The sequence below is a fragment of the uncultured Nostoc sp. genome, assembly GCF_964245575.1.
GTDB lineage: Bacteria > Cyanobacteriota > Cyanobacteriia > Cyanobacteriales > Nostocaceae > Nostoc.
Genome location: NZ_CAXTNP010000036.1, coordinates 17110 through 36952 on the forward strand (window position 1 = coordinate 17110; position 19843 = coordinate 36952).

20 protein-coding genes and 2 pseudogenes are annotated in these 19843 nt (G+C 39.9%); 5 read left to right on the top strand and 17 right to left on the bottom strand.

The window, feature by feature from the left end:
- Positions 1–8 precede the first annotated feature (8 nt).
- From ACFFAP_RS08475 to ACFFAP_RS08495, 5 genes and pseudogenes are all read right to left on the bottom strand, one after another.
- Positions 9–563 carry a DUF1634 domain-containing protein gene (locus tag ACFFAP_RS08475; protein ID WP_375510808.1) on the bottom strand — a complete coding sequence of 185 codons (555 nt, stop codon included), beginning with the start codon at positions 561–563 and terminating at the stop codon, positions 9–11.
- Position 564: 1 nt separating this feature from the next.
- Positions 565–1401 (bottom strand): sulfite exporter TauE/SafE family protein, encoded by an 837-nt coding sequence (locus ACFFAP_RS08480; protein WP_375510809.1) that lies wholly within the window; start codon positions 1399–1401, stop codon positions 565–567.
- A gap of 171 nt (positions 1402–1572) precedes the next feature.
- Positions 1573–1713: pseudogene (locus ACFFAP_RS08485) on the bottom strand (manganese ABC transporter ATP-binding protein); the annotation flags it as partial.
- A gap of 274 nt (positions 1714–1987) precedes the next feature.
- Positions 1988–2746 (bottom strand): phosphatase PAP2 family protein, encoded by a 759-nt coding sequence (locus tag ACFFAP_RS08490; protein ID WP_375510810.1) that lies wholly within the window; start codon positions 2744–2746, stop codon positions 1988–1990.
- 159 nt (positions 2747–2905) lie between these two features.
- Positions 2906–3169 (bottom strand): annotated as a pseudogene (locus ACFFAP_RS08495) (hypothetical protein); the annotation flags it as partial.
- 650 nt (positions 3170–3819) lie between these two features.
- On the opposite strand from ACFFAP_RS08495, the gene ACFFAP_RS08500 reads away from it, so the two are divergent.
- Entirely contained in the window at positions 3820–3972 is a 153-nt protein-coding gene (locus ACFFAP_RS08500) for a hypothetical protein (protein ID WP_375510811.1), read from the top strand.
- Between the two features lie 693 nt (positions 3973–4665).
- Here the strand turns inward: ACFFAP_RS08500 and ACFFAP_RS08505 are convergent.
- The 4 genes from ACFFAP_RS08505 to ACFFAP_RS08520 form a co-directional block, all read right to left on the bottom strand.
- Positions 4666–5400: a redoxin family protein gene (locus ACFFAP_RS08505; protein ID WP_375510812.1), complete on the bottom strand. Its 735-nt coding sequence runs from the start codon at positions 5398–5400 to the stop codon at positions 4666–4668.
- 270 nt (positions 5401–5670) lie between these two features.
- Positions 5671–6612: an alpha/beta fold hydrolase gene (locus tag ACFFAP_RS08510; protein WP_375510813.1), complete on the bottom strand. Its 942-nt coding sequence runs from the start codon at positions 6610–6612 to the stop codon at positions 5671–5673.
- Positions 6613–6634: 22 nt separating this feature from the next.
- Complete coding sequence (locus tag ACFFAP_RS08515) at positions 6635–7456, bottom strand: SDR family oxidoreductase (RefSeq protein ID WP_375510814.1); 822 nt, start codon at positions 7454–7456, stop codon at positions 6635–6637.
- Positions 7457–7599: 143 nt separating this feature from the next.
- On the bottom strand, positions 7600–8085 hold the full coding sequence (locus ACFFAP_RS08520) for a glutathione peroxidase (RefSeq protein WP_375510815.1): 486 nt from the start codon (positions 8083–8085) through the stop codon (positions 7600–7602).
- A gap of 1099 nt (positions 8086–9184) precedes the next feature.
- Here ACFFAP_RS08520 and ACFFAP_RS08525 point away from each other — a divergent pair.
- The gene (locus tag ACFFAP_RS08525; RefSeq protein ID WP_375510816.1) at positions 9185–9640 is read left to right on the top strand and encodes a DUF2141 domain-containing protein; all 456 of its coding nucleotides are present in this window, start codon (positions 9185–9187) and stop codon (positions 9638–9640) included.
- A gap of 2 nt (positions 9641–9642) precedes the next feature.
- On the opposite strand, the gene ACFFAP_RS08530 is transcribed toward ACFFAP_RS08525, so the two are convergent.
- Complete coding sequence (locus ACFFAP_RS08530; protein WP_375510817.1) at positions 9643–10779, bottom strand: peptidoglycan-binding protein; 1137 nt, start codon at positions 10777–10779, stop codon at positions 9643–9645.
- Positions 10780–11031: 252 nt separating this feature from the next.
- Positions 11032–12099 carry a DMT family transporter gene (locus ACFFAP_RS08535; RefSeq protein ID WP_375510818.1) on the bottom strand — a complete coding sequence of 356 codons (1068 nt, stop codon included), beginning with the start codon at positions 12097–12099 and terminating at the stop codon, positions 11032–11034.
- Between the two features lie 36 nt (positions 12100–12135).
- On the opposite strand from ACFFAP_RS08535, the gene ACFFAP_RS08540 reads away from it, so the two are divergent.
- Positions 12136–12381 carry a hypothetical protein gene (locus ACFFAP_RS08540; RefSeq protein ID WP_375510819.1) on the top strand — a complete coding sequence of 82 codons (246 nt, stop codon included), beginning with the start codon at positions 12136–12138 and terminating at the stop codon, positions 12379–12381.
- On the opposite strand, the gene ACFFAP_RS08545 is transcribed toward ACFFAP_RS08540, so the two are convergent.
- Both ACFFAP_RS08545 and ACFFAP_RS08550 read right to left on the bottom strand, forming a co-directional pair.
- Entirely contained in the window at positions 12378–12557 is a 180-nt protein-coding gene (locus tag ACFFAP_RS08545) for a hypothetical protein (RefSeq protein ID WP_375510820.1), read from the bottom strand. The two genes, ACFFAP_RS08540 and ACFFAP_RS08545, sit on opposite strands and share 4 nt — an antisense overlap.
- A gap of 575 nt (positions 12558–13132) precedes the next feature.
- Positions 13133–14782: a Ppx/GppA phosphatase family protein gene (locus ACFFAP_RS08550; protein ID WP_375510821.1), complete on the bottom strand. Its 1650-nt coding sequence runs from the start codon at positions 14780–14782 to the stop codon at positions 13133–13135.
- Positions 14783–15228: 446 nt separating this feature from the next.
- Here ACFFAP_RS08550 and ACFFAP_RS08555 point away from each other — a divergent pair, with 446 nt between their 5' ends.
- Both ACFFAP_RS08555 and ACFFAP_RS08560 read left to right on the top strand, forming a co-directional pair.
- Complete coding sequence (locus ACFFAP_RS08555; protein WP_375510822.1) at positions 15229–16110, top strand: 4-hydroxybenzoate solanesyltransferase; 882 nt, start codon at positions 15229–15231, stop codon at positions 16108–16110.
- 72 nt (positions 16111–16182) lie between these two features.
- The gene (locus tag ACFFAP_RS08560; RefSeq protein ID WP_375510823.1) at positions 16183–16950 is read left to right on the top strand and encodes a DsbA family protein; all 768 of its coding nucleotides are present in this window, start codon (positions 16183–16185) and stop codon (positions 16948–16950) included.
- Between the two features lie 420 nt (positions 16951–17370).
- Here ACFFAP_RS08560 and ACFFAP_RS08565 read toward each other — a convergent pair whose 3' ends face one another.
- The 4 genes from ACFFAP_RS08565 to ACFFAP_RS08580 all read right to left on the bottom strand — a co-directional run bounded on the left by ACFFAP_RS08565 (position 17371) and on the right by ACFFAP_RS08580 (position 19640).
- Entirely contained in the window at positions 17371–18036 is a 666-nt protein-coding gene (locus tag ACFFAP_RS08565; RefSeq protein WP_375510824.1) for a glutathione S-transferase family protein, read from the bottom strand.
- A gap of 115 nt (positions 18037–18151) precedes the next feature.
- The gene (locus tag ACFFAP_RS08570; protein ID WP_375510825.1) at positions 18152–18547 is read right to left on the bottom strand and encodes an acyl-CoA thioesterase; all 396 of its coding nucleotides are present in this window, start codon (positions 18545–18547) and stop codon (positions 18152–18154) included.
- Positions 18548–18802: 255 nt separating this feature from the next.
- Positions 18803–18982, bottom strand: a complete 180-nt coding sequence (locus ACFFAP_RS08575) for a tautomerase family protein (protein ID WP_375510828.1) — start codon at positions 18980–18982, stop codon at positions 18803–18805.
- 70 nt (positions 18983–19052) lie between these two features.
- Positions 19053–19640, bottom strand: coding sequence for a TetR family transcriptional regulator C-terminal domain-containing protein (locus ACFFAP_RS08580; protein WP_375510826.1), 588 nt, complete (start codon positions 19638–19640; stop codon positions 19053–19055).
- Positions 19641–19843 lie beyond the last annotated feature (203 nt).

The window sequence follows — 19843 nt, forward strand, 5'->3', positions numbered from 1 at the left end:
TTATATTCCTAATAATATGCTCCTACCAGACTGTAAATCAGACTAGTCATTACTAATAAAGTAACAATTACATAGATAAATTCTCGCTGTAGTAGGAAAGCCAATAAGGAAATAAAAACGCGCACAATTGGAGTAGCAATTAGTAGTAAAAGTCCGAGTTGAATAATGGCGCGATCACTACCTGATAAAGCTGCTTTTACTACACCTACTGGTGAGCGAAATTCCGATGGTTCTCCGCGAAAAAAGTGATATCCAGCAGGTTCAGCACCGTGATGAATCAAGTAGAGTATACCCCCCAGCAAAACGATAGCACTAGCTATCAAAACGCCATATTTCATGAGGTTACTGAGCAAATATTCCAATTGCTGCTCACTTGATGTTTTTGTCAAATTCTTGTTAACATCAATCTCACAGCTATTAAGCAATTGTGCTACTGTGTTACTGGACTGTTCTAATTGTTCAATATTAGAGTCTGAATCTTTCTGCGGTAAGGTTAGTGTAACTACTTCACTATCAGGTTGTGGCAGGAATGAAAAGCGAAAGCTACTATTAAATTTATACATTTTACAGCCCCCCTATTAAACTGTTGTAGACCATTTTCAAAGCCATTACCACCAGCACAACACTGAAGATAATTCTCAAAATTTGCGTTTTCGCGCCTGTAAGGACTCGTGCGCCCAAGAAAGCACCAGGTAATACCCCCAACATCACCGGCATAGATAGTCCTGGATCGATATAGCCGCGTGCTAAATAAACTCCTACTGATGCTGCTGCTGTGACGCCGATCATAAAATTGCTAGTGGTGGTAGAAACTTTGAAGGGTAGCCGCATAGTTTGATCCATCGCCAATACTTTAAATCCCCCGGAACCAATACCAAGCAACCCAGAAAGCACCCCAGCAATTAACATCACCCCAAATCCCATTGGTACTGAATGAACTTGATAAGACATAACTCCATCAGCAGTTGGATAAGTACCATTTAGTTTCAAATAATTTGCGATCGGATCTGCTACTTCATCTTCAATATGTTCTATTCTGGGACGTTGTGAAAGGTATGCTGAATAAATGAGGACAATCGCTAGTACAATAGTTAAGGCTTTGACAGAAACAAAAGTAGCGATTATTGCTCCTGCGATCGCACCAATGGTTGTGGCTACTTCTAAAAACATTCCCAATCGCAAATTCGTATAGCCTTTTTTAATATACGTACATGCTGCACCCAAAGACGTAGCAATTACAGATACCAGTGAAGCACCAACGGCATAGCGAATATCAACGCCAAATACTGAAGTCAATAAGGGAACAATTACTACTCCACCTCCTAAGCCAGTTAGCGCCCCTAACAAACCAGCGCTAAATGAACCAATCCAAACTAGTAATGAAAATTTTAAAATAGTCAAATTTAATACCTCTTTTTTTACATGTATATCAAGATGCCAGAATATTTTTTGTATTATTGAAAACTTAATTGGCAAGTTTACTACTGGCTACAGATATAGGACTAGTATTTGATTTTTGAAATACAAGTAGAGTGCGTTAGCAGAAAGTACGGCATCAACCAAAGGTTTTGGTGCGTTAACTATTTCTTCAGATGGTCGTGAAGGTGCGCGAAACCAGCCTGTATGTACAGTCCTTGCCATCATCACCACATTTCAGACTGTTTTCGGGTAATCCCAGTCAATTTGCGATCGCTGTGGTACATACGCTTTTTTTGATTTTGCACAGATGTGGTAACTGTAACTAATTAGCCGGACATCATATAATACTTTGATTTTTTCTTGCACCTTGTAATTCTAAGAATGATTATCCTTATATTAAGGCAATCCAAGAACAAAATATTTTTGGTGCAATAAACACTAAGTAAACTTACCACTTTCCAAAGCCACATTAGTAGTTTGGAGAAGTGTTTTCTAGAAACAATAGTTACTTTTAAGCTTTTGAAAAAAGTGAACTAGATTCTCCTTCATGCAAAAGAAAACTGCTGTATCATTCCTCAGTTATCAACTTTCTTTCTTCAGGGAGTAAGGTAGTTTCATCCTCTGGGCGTTCGCCATCTACGAATTTGGCTATAGTTATATAGGGTTTGATAATTAGACTGACGCCAATTGTCCAACCTAATGCAACCATCCAACCCGCGAGAACGTCGCTGGGAAAATGTACCCCCAGATAGAGACGACACCACCCAATAGCTATTATGTATAAGCTGCCGAAGATGAGAACCAACCAGCGCCAAGAGCTATCCCAAGTTAAGAATAGCAAAATTGCTACTACAGTTATACTCGCCATAGCATGACCACTGGGAAATGCAAAACTAGACGCAGGCGCAATGGACTGCCACAATTGTGGACGTACTCGATGCATTAATTCCTTTGCTATGCGGTTGATGATCACACTTCCCACTGAGATAGTGAGTAAATAAGTTAGCGATCGCCAGCGTTTTTGAAGTAATAATATGAGTGCGATCGCACCTAAAATCGGTATCGCCGTCCAAGGCTCTCCAATTATCGCTAGCGTCACTGCTAAAACATCAAGCTGTGAGTTTGCTGTAGAATGAACTGCTAACAAAATAGGCACATCCCACGGGAAGCCGGCTTTATTCTCCCATATCTTCACTGTCAGAATTTCAAAAACCTGCAAAGGTAAGTAAACTCCTATCAACAGGAGTAAGAGCGATCGCCAACGGGCAATCAACAGCTTTTTGAGAAAAGAAAGAGGCGACTGAATCTCTTTATTAGCTTTTTTCACTTTTTCTATATTAAGTTCGTTGTCATCAATTAACGTAGAAGTTGTTTCTCAATGTCATCTATCAGTAGACAGTTTTAGTTATTTTGACTCATGAACACCAAACAAATTTAATAATGTTGTTTGGAGCCAAGCATCGCGAAACTTTCACGACTTCACCGATTACAAAATACTATAATTTTGAGAAGCTCCACAATGTTCACAATACGGCAAATGTTTATAAGTCAAATTATGACAATTTTGACATCCAATGTCTTGATAATAACCACAGTGCGGACAGTAAGTATCAAGGTGTCGAATTTTCTTGGCGCAATTTACACAGCGTGATTTTTGGATTCTGCTAGCTGCCTGGACTTTAACATTAAAGACAAATTTTTGAAGAAACTGAATAATTCCAAAACCGATAACTGGAATCAGCAAGATATAAGCTGATCGGCTGGCTGGCGCGGACGACTGACGCGTGCTTGACGCTCACGCCCAGCTCCCACGGATGACGAGCTGGGCGTGAGCGTCCGGGAGTGCTGGTGGTCTCTCGATCTCAAGGCTGTTCGTAAAGCAGTTGCGGAACTGATCGAGTTGCTAGAGGGTCTGTCTGCAAACCCGCACCTTGGCATAGGAACGCGGGTTTGCAGACACGATATCTCGGATGCCCACTGGGAACGCGTCCTTCCGCAGCCAATACATGTAGCGACCTGCAATGCTAACTGCTCAGACCTGCAATCAAGATATTTCTCAGTCAGGATTAATTGCAACGGGTGTGGTCAAAAGCAGTTGGTGAATGAGCGATCGCTTAAGATCTGAAGCTGAATGATAATAATAATCAATTATTAGAAATGATCAAAATATGGTCTAAAGCTCAAGGCAATGATTCGGAGAAACCTGAAGAACTATTTAGAACAGGAGAGGAGCGCCTTGGTCTTATTGTAACTCTTAGAGGTGAGGGAGACGAAGCAAGATAAGGATATGAAATTCAGCCTATTCGAGAATATTTTACAGCAGCCTATATTGATGAACAAGTAAAAGGTGATCCTAATAAAATATTTTCGGCAATGCTACGTCGCCCATATTGGTGAGAAGTGGCACTTTTTCTAGCAGGTTTGAGACGACCTAGAGAAAAAGCCGATTTACTTATGCGTGCAAAAAAATTAGATAAAGAAGAGGCTTTAGAATGGCGGCAGGATGGTAGAGCTATTATTTTACAGTTATTACAAGAAGGAGCTTTATCATAACCAGCTTAGGTTTTTGTAGAAGCTTTAGAATTTATTATTGAGTCACTAAATTATAAAGCTATAAATCCTCAGAATCGTTTTACTCAACATATATTAGTAAAGGATTTAAAGAGAATAAAGTTTTACAAAATTTATACATTGAATGTATTTATTCTATAAGGAATCATTTCCGAAAAATAACTTTATTGATGCTCAAAAAGTTCGTTAATTAATTCTTTCAAGACTCGACCCATTGCATAACAATAGGTTTTTCCTGACGCCCAATTATATTAAAATAGATGAAAGTGGTAAACTTGTTTCTTTAGTTGGGATTTTTATAGATAATATTTTTAACCAAAAAAAGTTACCATTTTATTTTACAACCACTTCAATTAGAGGAAGAGAAATAAAGTTGCAGGTACGAGATATGTAGTACGGTTTAATACTTTGACCACAATTGAGAAATTCACCATTGTCTTAAACTTAAAAATGATAGGGATTTTACATCAGTTAACTTCTTTTATTTATCACAATTAGATTTAAACCATTTTTAACCATGTTGATATATTTTTCTTATTAGGCAAGGTTTTTGATCAGCTTTGATGCTACAAAAATTTCAAATATCACTAGATATCACTAGGATAAGTATTAATACGTCCCAGTCAACAATGATGTAAGCGCTGCTTTGCAAGAAGCAACGCTTACGCTTGAAACTTATTTAGCAGCGAAGTACGCTTCTAATGCCTCAGAACCACCAATTAATTTACCATCGATAAACACTTGGGGAACTGTTGTTGCACCTGTAACTGCTCGTAACGAACGTGTAGTGATATCCTTACCCAAGGTAATTTCCTCGTAGTTGATACCATGTTCCTTGAGCATCTCTTTGGCACGGGCACAGAAGGGACAACCCACTTTCGCAAACAGAGAAACTACTTCGGGCTTCACTGCTTGGGGATTGATATCTCTGAGCATTGTCTCAGCATCGGATACCTTAAAGGGATCTCCTGGCTCGTCTGGCTCAATAAACATTTGGTTTATTACACCATCTTTTACCAGCATAGAATAGCGCCACGATCGCTTACCAAACCCTAAGTCTGATTTATCTACCAGCATACCCATACCTTCAGTAAATTCACCATTACCATCGGGAATGAGTGTGATATTTTCTGCTTCTTGATCCTTTGCCCATTCGTTCATTACAAAGGCATCATTGACAGAAATACAGATAATGTCATCAACTCCATTTTCTTTGAAAACCCCGGCCAACTCGTTATAACCAGGCAGATGAGTTGATGAACAAGTCGGTGTATAAGCACCTGGTAAGGAGAAGACAACCACTGTCTTATTAGCAAACAATTGATCGGTTGTCACATCCACCCAGTGATTGGCCTGGCGAGTATGAAAAGTGACATTGGGAACTCTTTCTCCTCGGCGATTGGGGAACATAATTTTGCTTCCTGAAATAATCAATTCCAGTCATAACCTATCATGGCAAGACTGGTATGATGTAACTATCAATTAGCTAAAAAATTTCATAAATAAAACAGAATTCAGAATTCAGAAGTCAGAATACTCTACCCATGTTCGCGCAGCGTGCCGCTCTTAAGGGATGGAATAATAACCGGAAGAATGTTTGAATTTCGTTGCGCCTATAAGGGGCAAGGTTTTAAACCAATATTCATTACCCAGTCGGACTCCACCAATTCATGCTGAATTCTAACTCCTGGGTTCTGAATTCTCCTTGATAAAGGTCGCGATCGCTGCTATAAATTCAGCAGTTGATTCATAGGGTAAAACATTACGCCCATTTATTTTTATACTTCGACCTTGAGGCAAACAGGCGAGGTAGTGGGCCAAGCGTTCGTCTGGCGTTTCTTTTTTACCTTTTTGACTAATGCTCGAGGCAGTCTCCCCCATAACGACTAATGTTGGTTGCTCAATAGAGGCGATAGAACTAGTATAATCCTGTCGCCAAAATCCTGCTAGAAAAGAAAAAACTGCATGACGACTAGCAGGATTTTCTGCACCTGCAAGCAATGTATTCAACCACTCTGCATCCACAGCATTATCAGAAGCAAAAAGTTGACGAGTCGAGAAAGAACGTAAAAACTTTCGGGTGCGTGCATAGCGATAAAAAGCACTCCCAAAAGGCGAATCTAACAGATTCCAAGCAAATTTTTGCCGCCATTCTGGTGATTTATTTGTCATCAAAGCCCACGTTGGAGGCCCAGAGAGTATAAGTCTGGCAATTAAGTTTGATTGCTTTTCGACTAATGCGATCGCAACTGGTAATAAAGCACCTTGTACTACTACAATTACAGGTTTTTGCACTACTGTTTGTAAAAAGTACTGCAACTGTTCTGCCCAATCACTAGGAGTGTAAGCCAGATGAGGCATATCACTTTCGCCACACCCTAGTAAATCAGGGTTGTAAATTGAATTACGCTGACCTGTATTATACCATTCGTGGCAAAATCGCTGCCAAAATTGCCGCGACAATCCCACGCCAATCGGATGAATTAACAGTAAAGGAATGCCTTCAGGTGTTGTGTTAGTTGGTTGATGAACTTCGTAGGCGCAACGATAATTCCGCCAACTGTAAAACTGGCTAGGAGATGCTGTCAAATTTGTTGTGTTAGTTACAGCAGATGGTTGCATAATTCCTAGTTTTTAATACTTGCTAAAAAATCATCTGTGGATGAATTAACTGATATCCAGCCTCTTTCAGTTTTTCATTCGATACCCAAGCATTATATGGGCGGGTACTCTTAATAGAAGTATCCCATATAACTTTGGGTAAATTATGTTTTTCAAATAAACTATCTAGCAAGTCTCGGCTGGTGAGATGTGCATCATCTACCAGATTATAAATCCCTTGCAAACGACGGTGACGGGCAAATTCTATCGCACCAACAATATCATCCAGGTGAATCCAATTTGTGACATCCTCGCCGCCGGGACGGGTTGTACCAGAATATCTGCTAAATATTTTCACCAGTTCTCTACCAGGGCCATAAATTCCTCCTAAGCGAAAGATACAAACGCGGAGATTTTCGCTAGATGCTGATAGCAGCACATCCTCTGTTTTTCGGAGAATTTGTGCATTTAAATTAGCGGGTGCAAGCGGTGTTTCTTCATCTACCCATACACCATTTCTGTCACCATACACTGCATAGCTACCTGTGTATATTAATTGTTTTACACTCGGAACCTGCTGCAAGGATGAAACTAAAGTTTGGGCAGTTTGTAGATAAGTTTCTTCATAAACTTCTGCACCTTTTGCACCAACGCTCAAAAGTACAACATCTTGATCGTGCAAAACTGATTTTAGACTATCTAAGTCATTACCACGGGTAACTACAACTCTTTGGGATACTGATTTTAGTGCAGGGACACGCTCAGAGGAAGTTGTAGTTACACTGACAACAAAATCTTCCTTTTCCTGCCAATATTGAGCAACCTTATAACCAACATAACCACAACCAATGATTGCAACATTCATGACAAATTAGATATAAATAAATTAAACTACTCATTGAGACAATATTCTCAATTAAGGGACTAAACGTAAATAAATTTAACACTCCAGAGCCAAAAATCAATATTAATAGTACAACCTAATGACTAATGACTAATGACTAATGACTATTTAGCTAATTCTTTCTCAATTATGGCAATGATTTCTAGTGAATTTGGCTGGACACTACTATTAAATCTAGCTATCACTTCACCTTGTTTATTAACTAAAAATTTTTCCAAGTTCCAAGCAACAGTTCCGGTTGGCTCAACGGCTTTAGTAAGTCTCTCATAAAGTGGATGCTGCTGTGAGCCTTTGGCATGAACTTTATCGAATAGTTCAAAGGTAACACTATATTTACTCGTGCAGAATTTCACAATCTCTTCATTGCTTCCTGGTTCCTGCGCTCCAAAATCGTTACAGGGGAACCCTAAAATACGTAACCCTGCTTCCCCATACTTCTGGTTCAATTTTTCTAATCCCTCATATTGAGAAGTATAACCACAGTAGGATGCCACATTCACAATTAAGAGTACCTTGCCGATGTAGTCGTTTAATTGTTTATCCTCACCGTTGATCGTCTTAACTGCAATGTCCGAAATTGTGTTACTCATCTTGAATCTGATTTATAGGGAATATTGCCAAGTCTCCCATATTACAGGTACTGTAAACCCTCTTTTTTTAAGGAAATTAGGTTTGTTAGCCCTATGATTCTATTTAATTCAAGTTGTAAGCTTGTATAAGAGTTTCGATAGTTTCCTTCACTGATTGATGTTGAATCGGCTAGGCGATGTTTAACGACAAGCTAAGAGGTGGAGAGTCTTTGCTCAACTGCTGCACCCAATCAATAACGATAGCGATCGCCTATGAGTTTACATCTATATTGTATGAATAGCCAAAGTCGGTATCTCAGGAAAATTTTTGGAAATATGCGTTATTTTTGATACAATCTTTGTCGCACAGATGAATTAACGCATCTCTAAAGTAACAAACAATTAACTTTTTATATTAAAAATTAATAATATCCAAATTATCCTATCCTAATATCGGAAAATATTTAGCTACAAAGGATATAGTTGCTTATATCTATTGCATCAGGATATATATCTCATAACAAAAGCCAAAAAAATGTGTTTTACGATACAGTTTTTTATTTTAAGTAAATAGACAATCAATCAAATTTATCCGTTAAGGTGTCAGTCATACAGAATTCAGAATGGAATTCTGTGTGACTTTGTTTGTGGCATCTAGGGAACTCTAGCAGTGGGTCTGTGGGCTGTTGGCCCAACACACCATTAGTAGATTGAACTGATTTTGCCAAATTCTCTATCCAAGCGGGGAAAAGTCGGAGGTATAAAACCCTCTACTTTTCAAAGTTTTTATCTGATTGGTGCTTTATTAATTTAGCGATCGCAGTCAAAAATACTAAGCTGTTCCACATTTAAATTGCATAAGCTGGGCGGGCTTTTTGTACCACCCCACAAGAATTATATTTAATTCGATTATGCAAATTAGATGTTTTTTAGCTTAATACTATTTCAGGAAATACCTTACCTCTATCCCTCCCCTTGTCTCTTCGTTAACACTGGCTTACCTAGATAAATCTAGAGACGAAATATAGCAGGATGCTTGCGAGTATTAACTGAATAATGTCACTATGAGTTTGCCTGATCTGAATCAAAGTTAAAACTTATTTTACCTTGTGAAAATTTTATGGTTAGAGGATTGAGAGTTAGTATGCTGCTATTAGCAGTTCTGGGAAATCTGGCGTGGTCATATAGTGCCAAGGCAAATTTTAACGGCAAACTCACCGTAGAAATTGATGGCTTGAAGAATAAACAAGGACAAGTGTGTGCCAGTATATTTGCTAGCAGTGAAGGATTTCCTAGCGATAGCGATCGCAGCTTACAAAAGCAGTGTACCAAGATTACTAGCACTCCCTTACCCATTACCTTTGAAAACTTGAAAGCAGGCAGTTACGCCATTGCTGTCTTCCACGATCAAAATAACGACGGTACTCTCAATAGCAATGTTTTAGGTATACCAAGCGAAGGCTTTGGATTTTCCGCCAACCCAGAAATTCGCACAAGAGCAGCCAAATTTAGCGAAGCAGCATTTTTGGTGGCAGGTCCGGACACTAATATCCAAATCCAATTGAAATATTTTTAGGTTTATTCTCGTGAATCGTCGTGTGAATCTTCTGGTAGACTTTGTTCTTCCGGCAAACCACGCATTCGATTCATCTGAGTTAAAGCATATCGTGCTGTTGCTTGCACCTCAGCATCTGGGTCTTCTAGTGCATGATGCAACATTTGACTCATTTGACCCATCATGTCATAAACGCGCGTCAGGTCACGGATCGCATTTTGCCGCACTTGTGGACTTTCATCTTGCAGTGAAATTGCTAGGCCACGGTTCATCGGTTTGAGTGTGCGGATGCCAATTTCTGCCAAAGCTGCCAAAATTAAGCTGCTTTCTTGAGAATCGGCATCAATCATCAACTCAACCAAATGCTGAATTGCCCGCGAATCTCCCTGCTGACCCAAATCCCAAATAGCCTTGCGCCGCTTCGTTGGGTCAGAACTACGTAAATCTTGAATTAATTCGTCAACAATATTGAGTTTAGCTAGCCGGGAAGTTTTTTCTGGTAGCAGTAATTTTGTGGCGATTGGTGGCGTATCTGTTTGTCGATTAGTTACAGTCTCTGGAGAGGGTGATATCATTGGGTTTTTGTTAGCTTCACTCAAACTTTTAGTCTCTGATATTTCGGATTGCACTTGTTTGCCCTGACGAAACCACTTCAGCAGGTAAACAAGTGCGCCAATACTTCCTAGAACTGCAATAGCCAATATTAACCACCAGACAAAACCTCTCTCGGTTGGCTGGGGTGTTGTAGTTGCTTTGGAAGTCGCAGCAGAGGCAATAATTGGAGAGGTGGCAATCTGATTTTTGGCTACCATTGCTGCTTCCAGTCTCCCCCTAGTCTCCACACCAGCAAGGCCATCTACTTTTAAACCCTTTGCTTTCTGGAATTTAGTTACAGCGATTGTCGTACTGGTGTTGTACTCTCCATCTACCACACCACTGTAGTATCCCAACTGCTTTAATTGGGTTTGTAATCTCTGCACATCTGATTTTCGACTACCATATCTCAAAACAGTCGGACTAGCAGCAACTGTCGAACTAGCTTGTGCAAGTTCTAAAATTTCAGGTGCTAGGTTAGGTGTTGCTGTGCTTGCACGATTTGGGTAAAAACCCACGCAAGTAAAACAGGTAAATATCAAAATTGAGGAACGGCATAGCCTCATATTGCAAGTTTCAGCCTGAAGGTGCTTTTGAAGTATTCGATACCACAATACCTTCAAGATTAGCAAATTACCAAATGTTAACTGTCATTTTTTTATTGGGCATTGGCCAAGCAGGGCATGGTGAAGAGGACTTGGGGACAAGGAGAATTAGGGACTTTGGGGTTAGACTTGTTGCAAGTTCTCACCTCTTGTCCCCAAGTCCCCTCTGCTTCCCCTGCTTCCTCATCTCCCTACTGAATTACGAATTACCAGTTAGGGTAAAATTTCTCGTTCAGATTCTCTCACTCCGAAAGTTATGGGATTTAATTTTTTAGCAGATGCTTCTAAAACTGGTTGCTGTATATTAGCTATCTCGCCGACAGTAACTGTGTCGTTTTGCGCTGCTAAAGTATCACGTTGGTTAATCAGATAGATGCTGATTAAAGTTAGGAAAACACCGATCCACTGCAAGGGACTGAGGACTTCTGAGAGGAAGAGATTGCCGAATAGTAGGGCAAAGACGGGTGTGAGAAAGGTGAGAGAACTAAGACTGGTGAGACTGCCACTAGAGGCAAAGTAGAAGAATAACCCGTAGGCGATCGCACTGCCAAATACGGTAGCATAACCCAAAGCCACTAAATCAGATGCTCCTAGATTCTCCCACTGCTGGGATTCGACAACTGATGAAACTCCCCATAGTGGCAATCCACCCAAAATCATGTGCCATCCCGTAGCGGTTACTGGGTCAGCATATCGGCACACAAACCTAATCAACACTGTTCCCACTGCCATTGATAGCGCTGCTAACAGCATCAACCACTCGCCACTAGCAAACAAATCTTGCCAATTGCCAATTGTAATATTTGCGCCTGAGTCGAGAAAATGTAAAATCCACTCATCAGGTAAGCCGATTAAACTAATGCCTGTGACACCCAAGCCTAGCCCCAGCCATCCCCAAAAACCAATGTGTTCTTGAAATAGCCACAACGATAGTAAGGCAACAGCCAAGGGTTGCGAGTCAATCATCACAGACCCTAACCCCGCACTGGTTCTAACTAATCCTTCTGCCAAAAAGCCTTGAAACAGCGTCCCATCTACGAGGGCAAATAAGGCAATCCACAGCCATGCAGCCCAACCCTTCGGCTGGGGTTTACCCATGAATGCTGCTGCAATCAGAATTAACATCCCTGCTGGTATCAGACGCACTCCTGCCATAAATAGCGGTGTGGTGTGGGGTATTATTCCTTTCATGGCTACCATTGCCGTCCCCCATAGGAAAAAGGGGGCAATTAAGAGGAGAGGGGCGAAGGGAAGTTTAGATGCACTGAGTTTCAGTTGCATGGGTTTGCTGATGCCTTTGTTTAACAAGCGCAAAAATTGCTTTACCCAATTTTACCGAATTATGTAGTTTTGCGATCGCCTCTGGCGGGTGCTTTGCACCATCGCGTAGAGTCTCAAAGAGAAGAAAAGAATACTCGGGTATGGGAACAAATTCTCTGCGTGCCTCTGCGCTTACCTCTACGCCCCTACCCTGCGGGAAGGCAAAGCACCTATGCGTTTAAATTTCAACGCATAAATACTACTGCTAAAGTGTTTTTTAAGCTAATAATTGATTGTGATTAAATTGAGGCATAGCCCGCATTAAGTTGCCGATAATATTCCTCCATTTGTGCGTCAAGTTCACGGCGATCGGCTTCTATATATGCCAGCATCTCGTCAAATTGCGGATCATCCTTGAACCCACCCGCAAATTTCATCCAAGGATGTTCGGTTTGGGGAGCTTCAATTTCCAAAGTCACTATTTCTGGTTTTCGCTCTTATAAAAGCTGAATTAGTTTCTCTAGCGCTTCTTCTTTACTCGCACCAGAACTTTTAAAATCTGGCAAGCCTAGCACTGTCGCACCATCCGTAAGAGGTTAAACTAAAGTGCATTTTGTCAATCAGTTAAAATACTCAAAATATTTTTATTGAAAATGATAATTGTGCGGAGCATAGGGGGAAGGAGGCGAGAGTCGCTCACCTCCTTTTGCTCTCTTTGATTATCATTATCTTTAAATTCTTTGACAATTTAAATACAATATGAAAATGTATTTCTATATAAGGATATCTAAGTTTTCCCAGCTTAGATATCCAATAGCAACATAACCTAGAGTAAATAGACTATTAACTATACACTTAATTCTAATTATAATTTTGCTTTAAAAACTACTTCTTTAGGTAGTTTTTAAAGTCATCCTTAAGTATGATGAAACCTATATGAATTAAGTGAAATTTTGAAAGCAAATGCGTAAAATACAGATGATTTGTAGTGGCACATATATGTGCGTTTATACATTTAGCAGGTGCGTTACACTGCGTTAACGCACCTTACTTTCTAAGACAATTTAGCAACGCTAGACTTTTCTAAATTCGTTACTAACTTCACTCCAAATTCTTCCTCAAATACTCCTTTTTTATAATCTAAGCTCCAAAGTTCTAAAGCACAATCATCATCAGGTTGAGATGGAAAAATCAGCAGATTCACCTGCTGAAATTGTGGATAATACTCACATTGGACTTGCGCGATCGCACCAATTTGTCGTCTATCTAATGCCACTGCCAATCTTAAAATTGCACTCAATTGACTGACCATTTGTCGCTGATGTTTAGTCAGCAAACTCTGGTAATTTTCATGTTTTTTCTTAGGCGGCGATTTGCGATGATAACGCGCTAAATTAGCAATGATTTCAATCTCAGTTTCTGTATAACCCAGTAATTCACCATTGCGAATTAAATAGTAAGAGTGCTTGTGGTGAGATGAATGGCTGACATAATGACCGCAATTGTGTAATATCACAGCTGCCCACAGCAGTTGTCGCTCGTCAGATCCCCAGTGGTGTAACGTACCTTGAGTTTGGTCAAATAAACTCTGGGCAAATGTTGCGACGCGATCGCTATATTCTAAATTGACGTAGTATTTATTAGCGAGTTTAAGTATATTGCGTTCCCGAACTGAACTTTGGTAGCGCAGCTTATCTTCAATTAAACCGTGGGTTAGCATCCAGTCTACGATTACGCCTTCCCTCAGAGAACGCTCACAGACTGTTACCGATTCACTACCCAAAAGCGTCATTGCTTCCTGTAATATTACTGCGCCAGCAAGTATAACTTCAGGCCGCTTCTCTGGCATACCGGGAATCGCAGCCCTTTCTAAGTTACTTAGTTTCCGCAAGCGATTTACCAACTCTCGCAAGTCTTTAAGACTGAAATGGTAACCATTAAGAGTGGAAGGAATAACACCCGACTTTTCTCGTGCATGAATCATCGCCAGGGTTTCAATTGTGCCAGCAGTACCCACCAAACGCGGAGATTCCCCAAACTCTAGGTTTGCTAGTATCTCATCCACGGAACGTTCTAACATGCCGCGTGCATAAGCTTGCAGGTGCTGAAACTCGGTGTTGCTGATGGGGTCAGTGGTGATTAATTCGCTAGTGAGTCGCACTGCACCGACTTTGGTACTGGTGAGAGTGCGTGCTTGGTGACTATCGCCCAAAATTAACTCTGTGGAACCACCGCCAATATCAATAATCATCTGGGGCTGGTTATGAAATTCCATCCCCGACAGCACGCCAAGGTAGATTCGTCGCGCTTCTTCTTGACCAGAAATCAAGTCAACGCTTAAACCCAACTCTGTTTCTACTCTGTGCAAAAAATCTTTACCATTGGGCGCTTCCCGCACAGCACTAGTTGCTACAGCAATGATTGTTTCAGCATTGATAGTTTTGGCAACTTCTTGGAAGCGTCCTAAAGCAGCGATCGCCTTTTTAATTATCTCCGGTTTGAGTTCTCCTGTACTAAGATTGCGATCGCCTAGTCTTACAGTTTCTTTTTCTCTGGCGATAATGCTGAAAGCTGGTAGTGTGGGATCAATCTTGACTACTACCATATGTAGAGAATTTGTTCCCAGGTCAATGGCAGCAATAATCCGATGTTGCTTAGGTGGTTGAGTTGGAACACTCTCCCAGCTAGAAACTAAATTTAGCATCTAGTTTTCTCTCTTTATAAGAAATGATGGCAAATGGTGGTATGTCGGGGTAGCTGTCACTGGTATTTATTGCAACACCCTTGTCCCAGATGAGTGTTAAGTATTGAGTAAATTCAAAAATACTCACCACTCGGAACTCAGTTTGGTTGAGATTAACTGAACTAAGTATATTTACTTTACTGCTTATAACTCCGGTGACTATTTAAAGGTCTTTAAAGTTGCCACTTGGAGTTATGTTTTTACAAATAACAAATAACGTTATTCTCTAGATGTAAAGATGTGTAAATTAAAGAATAGAAAATAGTAAATAGCCTGTTATCTGCTGAATTTATGCCGTATTATTGGTATAATTCGGCGAATAAAGGCATGTTTTTACAAATATCAAATAACGTTATTCTATAGATGTAAAGATGTGTGAATTCATCTATAGTTATTTGTTGATTTCTATGTTAACTACGCCAGAACGCCCCCAGCAACCAGTTTGGCTTGTAATTATCCGGCTTTTGCGCTGGCATAAACCAGAAGGACGGTTAATTTTAATGATTCCTGCCCTTTGGGCTGTGTTTTTGGCAGCTTCTGGGAAACCGCCTTTACCTCTGGTTGGTGTGATTGTATTGGGTACTCTGGCCACGAGTGCGGCTGGGTGTGTTGTCAACGATTTGTGGGATCGGGATATTGATCCAGAAGTGGAGAGAACACGCGATCGCCCCCTCGCTTCTCGCGCCCTGTCTGTGAAAGTTGGGATTGTAGTTGCGATTGTATCGCTAGCATGTGCAGCTATTTTGGCATTTTATCTTAACCCCCTGAGTTTCTGGTTATGCGTGGCAGCAGTGCCCGTAATTTTGCTTTATCCAGGTGCAAAGCGGGTGTTTCCTGTGCCGCAATTGGTGCTTTCCATCGCTTGGGGTTTCGGCGTGTTGATTAGCTGGAGTGCAGTCACACAAACCATCTCCCAACCAACTTGGTTACTTTGGGGCGCGACTGTACTTTGGACATTGGGATTTGATACACTTTACGCCATGAGCGACAAGGAAGATGATCGCCGCATTGGTATTAATTCTAGCGCCCTATTTTTTGGGAATTATGCCCCTGTAGCCATTGGAATTTTCTTTGCTGGCACAATCTTGTTATTGGCTTGGTTAGGTGTACTCATACATCTGCACTCAGCCTTCTGGATTAGCCTTGCAGTTGCTACTATCGGATGGGTTTGGCAGTCTCTGCGATTAAGACAGCGAAACTTACCTAATCCTGTTTATGGTAAGATGTTCCGGCAAAACGTGTGGATTGGTTTTATTTTACTTGCTGGGATGATTGCTGGATCTTTTTAAATTGAAGCTTACTTTTAAGTCAAAGCGAATGCGCGTCTATGGGTGAGACAAAAAATACTTATGAGTTTTTGTATGGGTATATTCTTTGATTGGTTTAATCCCTTGTTTCAGTATGTGCGTACTTGGACAGCAATAGGTCTGCTACTTTTGGTTGTTACCTGGTCATTTCCTGCACAAGCTGCTAGCCGCATTGATCCGCAGTTGGAACAGCAAGTATTACAAATTATCCGCGAACATCCAGAGGCAATTATCGAATCTGTTCAAACCTATCAGCAACAACAACAACAAAAAGTCAAACAAGCACAGCAATCATTTTTACAGGATTTAAAGGCGAATTCTCAAACAGTGATTGGTGAGTCTCCCACCACAGGCTCAACTAAATCAAAAACTGTGCTAATAGAATTTTCAGATTTTCAATGCCCCTATTGTGCTGAGGCGCATAAAACCTTGAAACAATTGTTAGCAAAGTATCCAGATAAAGTAAGATTAGTTTACAAGAATTTTCCGCTGATTTCAATTCATGCTGAAGCATTGCCAGCTGCGACAGCAGCTTGGGCGGCACATCAACAGGGCAAATTTTGGGAATATCATGATGCGCTATTTACTAATCAAAAGCAGCTAGGTGAGGCGTTATATTTAGATATTGCTAAAAAACTGAATCTGGATTTAGGTAAATTTAAACGCGACCTGACTCTTGCTACTCCCGCAATTAGGAAAGATATCCAGCTAGCTGAAAAATTGGGTGTTCCTGGCACACCTTTCTTTGTAATTAATAGTCCAACTTTTTCAGGAGTGCTGCAGCTAGAAGACATCACAAGTATATTAGTTGGTACTAAGTAAATTGGTGTGTTTGGCAATGAGCTAATATCGGTAAAAGTAATTCTGTTTAGTCATTAGTACTAATGACTCAAAATTTAATCATGTCTGAACAATCAGCAATAAATTTGATCAATGTATACTAAGTAATTATGCTATCGAGATAGGATTTGTTTAGATGTAGACTTGATTATTTAACAAAAATGTGCATCTTTAGTTAGAGGTTTAATGCATCAGTAAACTGTTTTACTTGAAGTAAGTGTAAGGAGTAGCTTATGAGGAGTGATGAGGAGAAATTTTCCTGACTCCTCATGTTCTTAAAGACATGACAACTTTAGTGGTGATACCAATTTTGGAGATTGTTATAGAGTGTACTTGATTCGCTAGCGATCGCAATTACTTCTTGATATCCCGCCTCAACACGCACAAACTCGCTAATTATTGCTATTTGTTCTTATTGGCTTTATTCCTACGCAATCTCACTAAAGCTCTAACTCGCCCTTTAAATGCTTCAAATTCTTCGCTGCTCAATTTGGTTTTCTGCCATGCTGGACGTTGCATCAAGCGCTCAGACCATTCATTTAGCCTGTGGTAATCACTGAGATTAACACCTAAATTAGGTAATGAAAGTACAGCTATTCCCGCAACGATATCTGCTAAAGTTAACTGCTGACTACCAAAAAAACTGCAATCGCCAAGCACTTGTGTAAAAAATTTCAGTACCTTATCTATATGCTGCTTTGCTTGTGTAGCTTGTGGTGAATCTTCACTTTCATAAATTAGTGAAATTACTTGTGGAAATAATTCATTAGCAGTGACTAATTGCACCATCCTCACCTTTGCTAACGCCTGAGGCTCAGAAGGTAGCATTACAGGTGTAGGATATTTACTTTCTAAATAGTCTATAATTGCCAGTGATTCTACAACTCGAAAACCCTCATCCACCACAACCGGAATGTGAGAAAAGGGGTTAATTGTCAAAAACTCTGGTTGTAATTGATCGCCATCCAACTTCATCAAAACTGATTCAAAGGGAATCTCCTTTTCCAGTAAGGTGAGCCACACACGACGAGCATTTGGTGAGAGCGGATTGTAGTAAAATTTCAGCATCTAAATCCTTAATAAATAAAACCGTTCAGTCTGAAAATAGTTAAAAAATTTTCAGCTTTTATCAAATTCAAATTTACTGAGTCACTTGCTGACACTGGAAATATTTCTTTTGCAATTATTCTGGAATTTTAATGGCACGACCATTGTGTAAACTAATAAAAGCACCTTTTTGTATAGCCACTGCTGCTAACTCATTATTAGATAAAATTTCAGCCTGTACAGTCCACTTTAACCGTCCTAAATTACTCAACCATAAACGTCCAATCACTTGATCAATAATCTTTATCGGGCGTTTATATTCAATTTCCGTTCCAGCTAGAATAGGCGCATATCCTTGCTCAATTTGTTGATTAAGTTGCCAATGTTCATCTAAAAACTTTAAACGCAAATCCTCTAGCCATCTGATATATACGATATTACTCACAATTCCCATAAAATCAATGTCGTATGTTTTTACAGGAATTTCTAATACTACCTCTAATGGTCTGTGCAAATTATTATTTACTAACATTAGTTTCTCTTAATATCTTGAAAACCGAGCGGTCTGTAAAATCATAAAATAATTACTTTTTTCAAGTATGTCTAATTCTTAATTGCCTAATAAACCGTTGTCCATATTTCAAATTTATACTTTATAGTTTAAAATTAATTCGTCGCCGGGTAAACCTCTAATCCCCCAGTTAGATTTGGGCGTTTCAAATATTTTAATTTCAATATCGTATACAGAAATATTCAACTTTTTGTCATTAATATTTTTAATCAGCAGTCAAATCAACTCTTTTTTTGTTGCCACCGAGCGTCCATCAAACATACTAATTTCGATAATCAGATAATTGTCTGATCTATCAGATGGATAGTAAAAATCTGATTTATCCAGTGGTAAAAAACGGTGAAATCTTTTTTCAGGCGGAAGCTGTAAAACCTCAATAACAGTGGCATGGATTATATTTTATAGCTCCATTTTAACAATATTTCATTTGTCTGCTAAACCATATACCTTGATTTGTACCATACATTTAAAGGTGAGTTTTCAAATATTGATTCAGGTGATTAATTACCCTGTGCATGTGAATTGAATCTCCATAAAGCTTGCTGATCATTACTGCTCCTTCTAGTGTTGCAATTATGATGGTAGCGATTTCATCTGCACTCACTTCAGGGCGAATTTCACCCTTTTCAATTCCCGTTTCAATAATTCGACGAATTAGATGCAGCCAAGAATTCATTGCCTGTTGAGTGCGTTCTCGCAACGCCGGATGAGCATCATCACTCTCCACAGCAGTATTCAGCAGTGGACACCCTCCCTTGATAGGTGGATTTTCTGTGAAGCTACTAAATACGCCAATGATTGCTTGCAGGCGTTCTACAGCGTGGCGTTTGCTTCGTAATGCAAATCTAGTATGCTGGTGGATGCGAGCGATCGCAAAGTCAAAAGCCTGTAGCGCCAGATCATCTTTACTTTGGAAGTGATTGTAAATTCCTCCTTTCTGCAATCCCGTAACACGCATGATGTCTGACATCGATGAGCCTGCATATCCCTGTTGGTTAAACAGTTCGGCTGCTTGGTGGAGAATTCTGCTTTTTGTTTCTTCGCCTTTGGACATTACAGCGATTTTTAGATGAATGGACTATGGGGAGTGGGAAGTAGAGTAATTTATTGAATTGGAAATTGCTGTAAATAAAATATTACCGACCGAACGGTTTTTTATTTTATTCCAATAAGTGCTTTAAAGTCAAGCATTTTTCAGCGCTGAGTTCTGAACTAGGCATTGGGCATTATTATTATTCTCCCCCTGCTCCCCCTGCT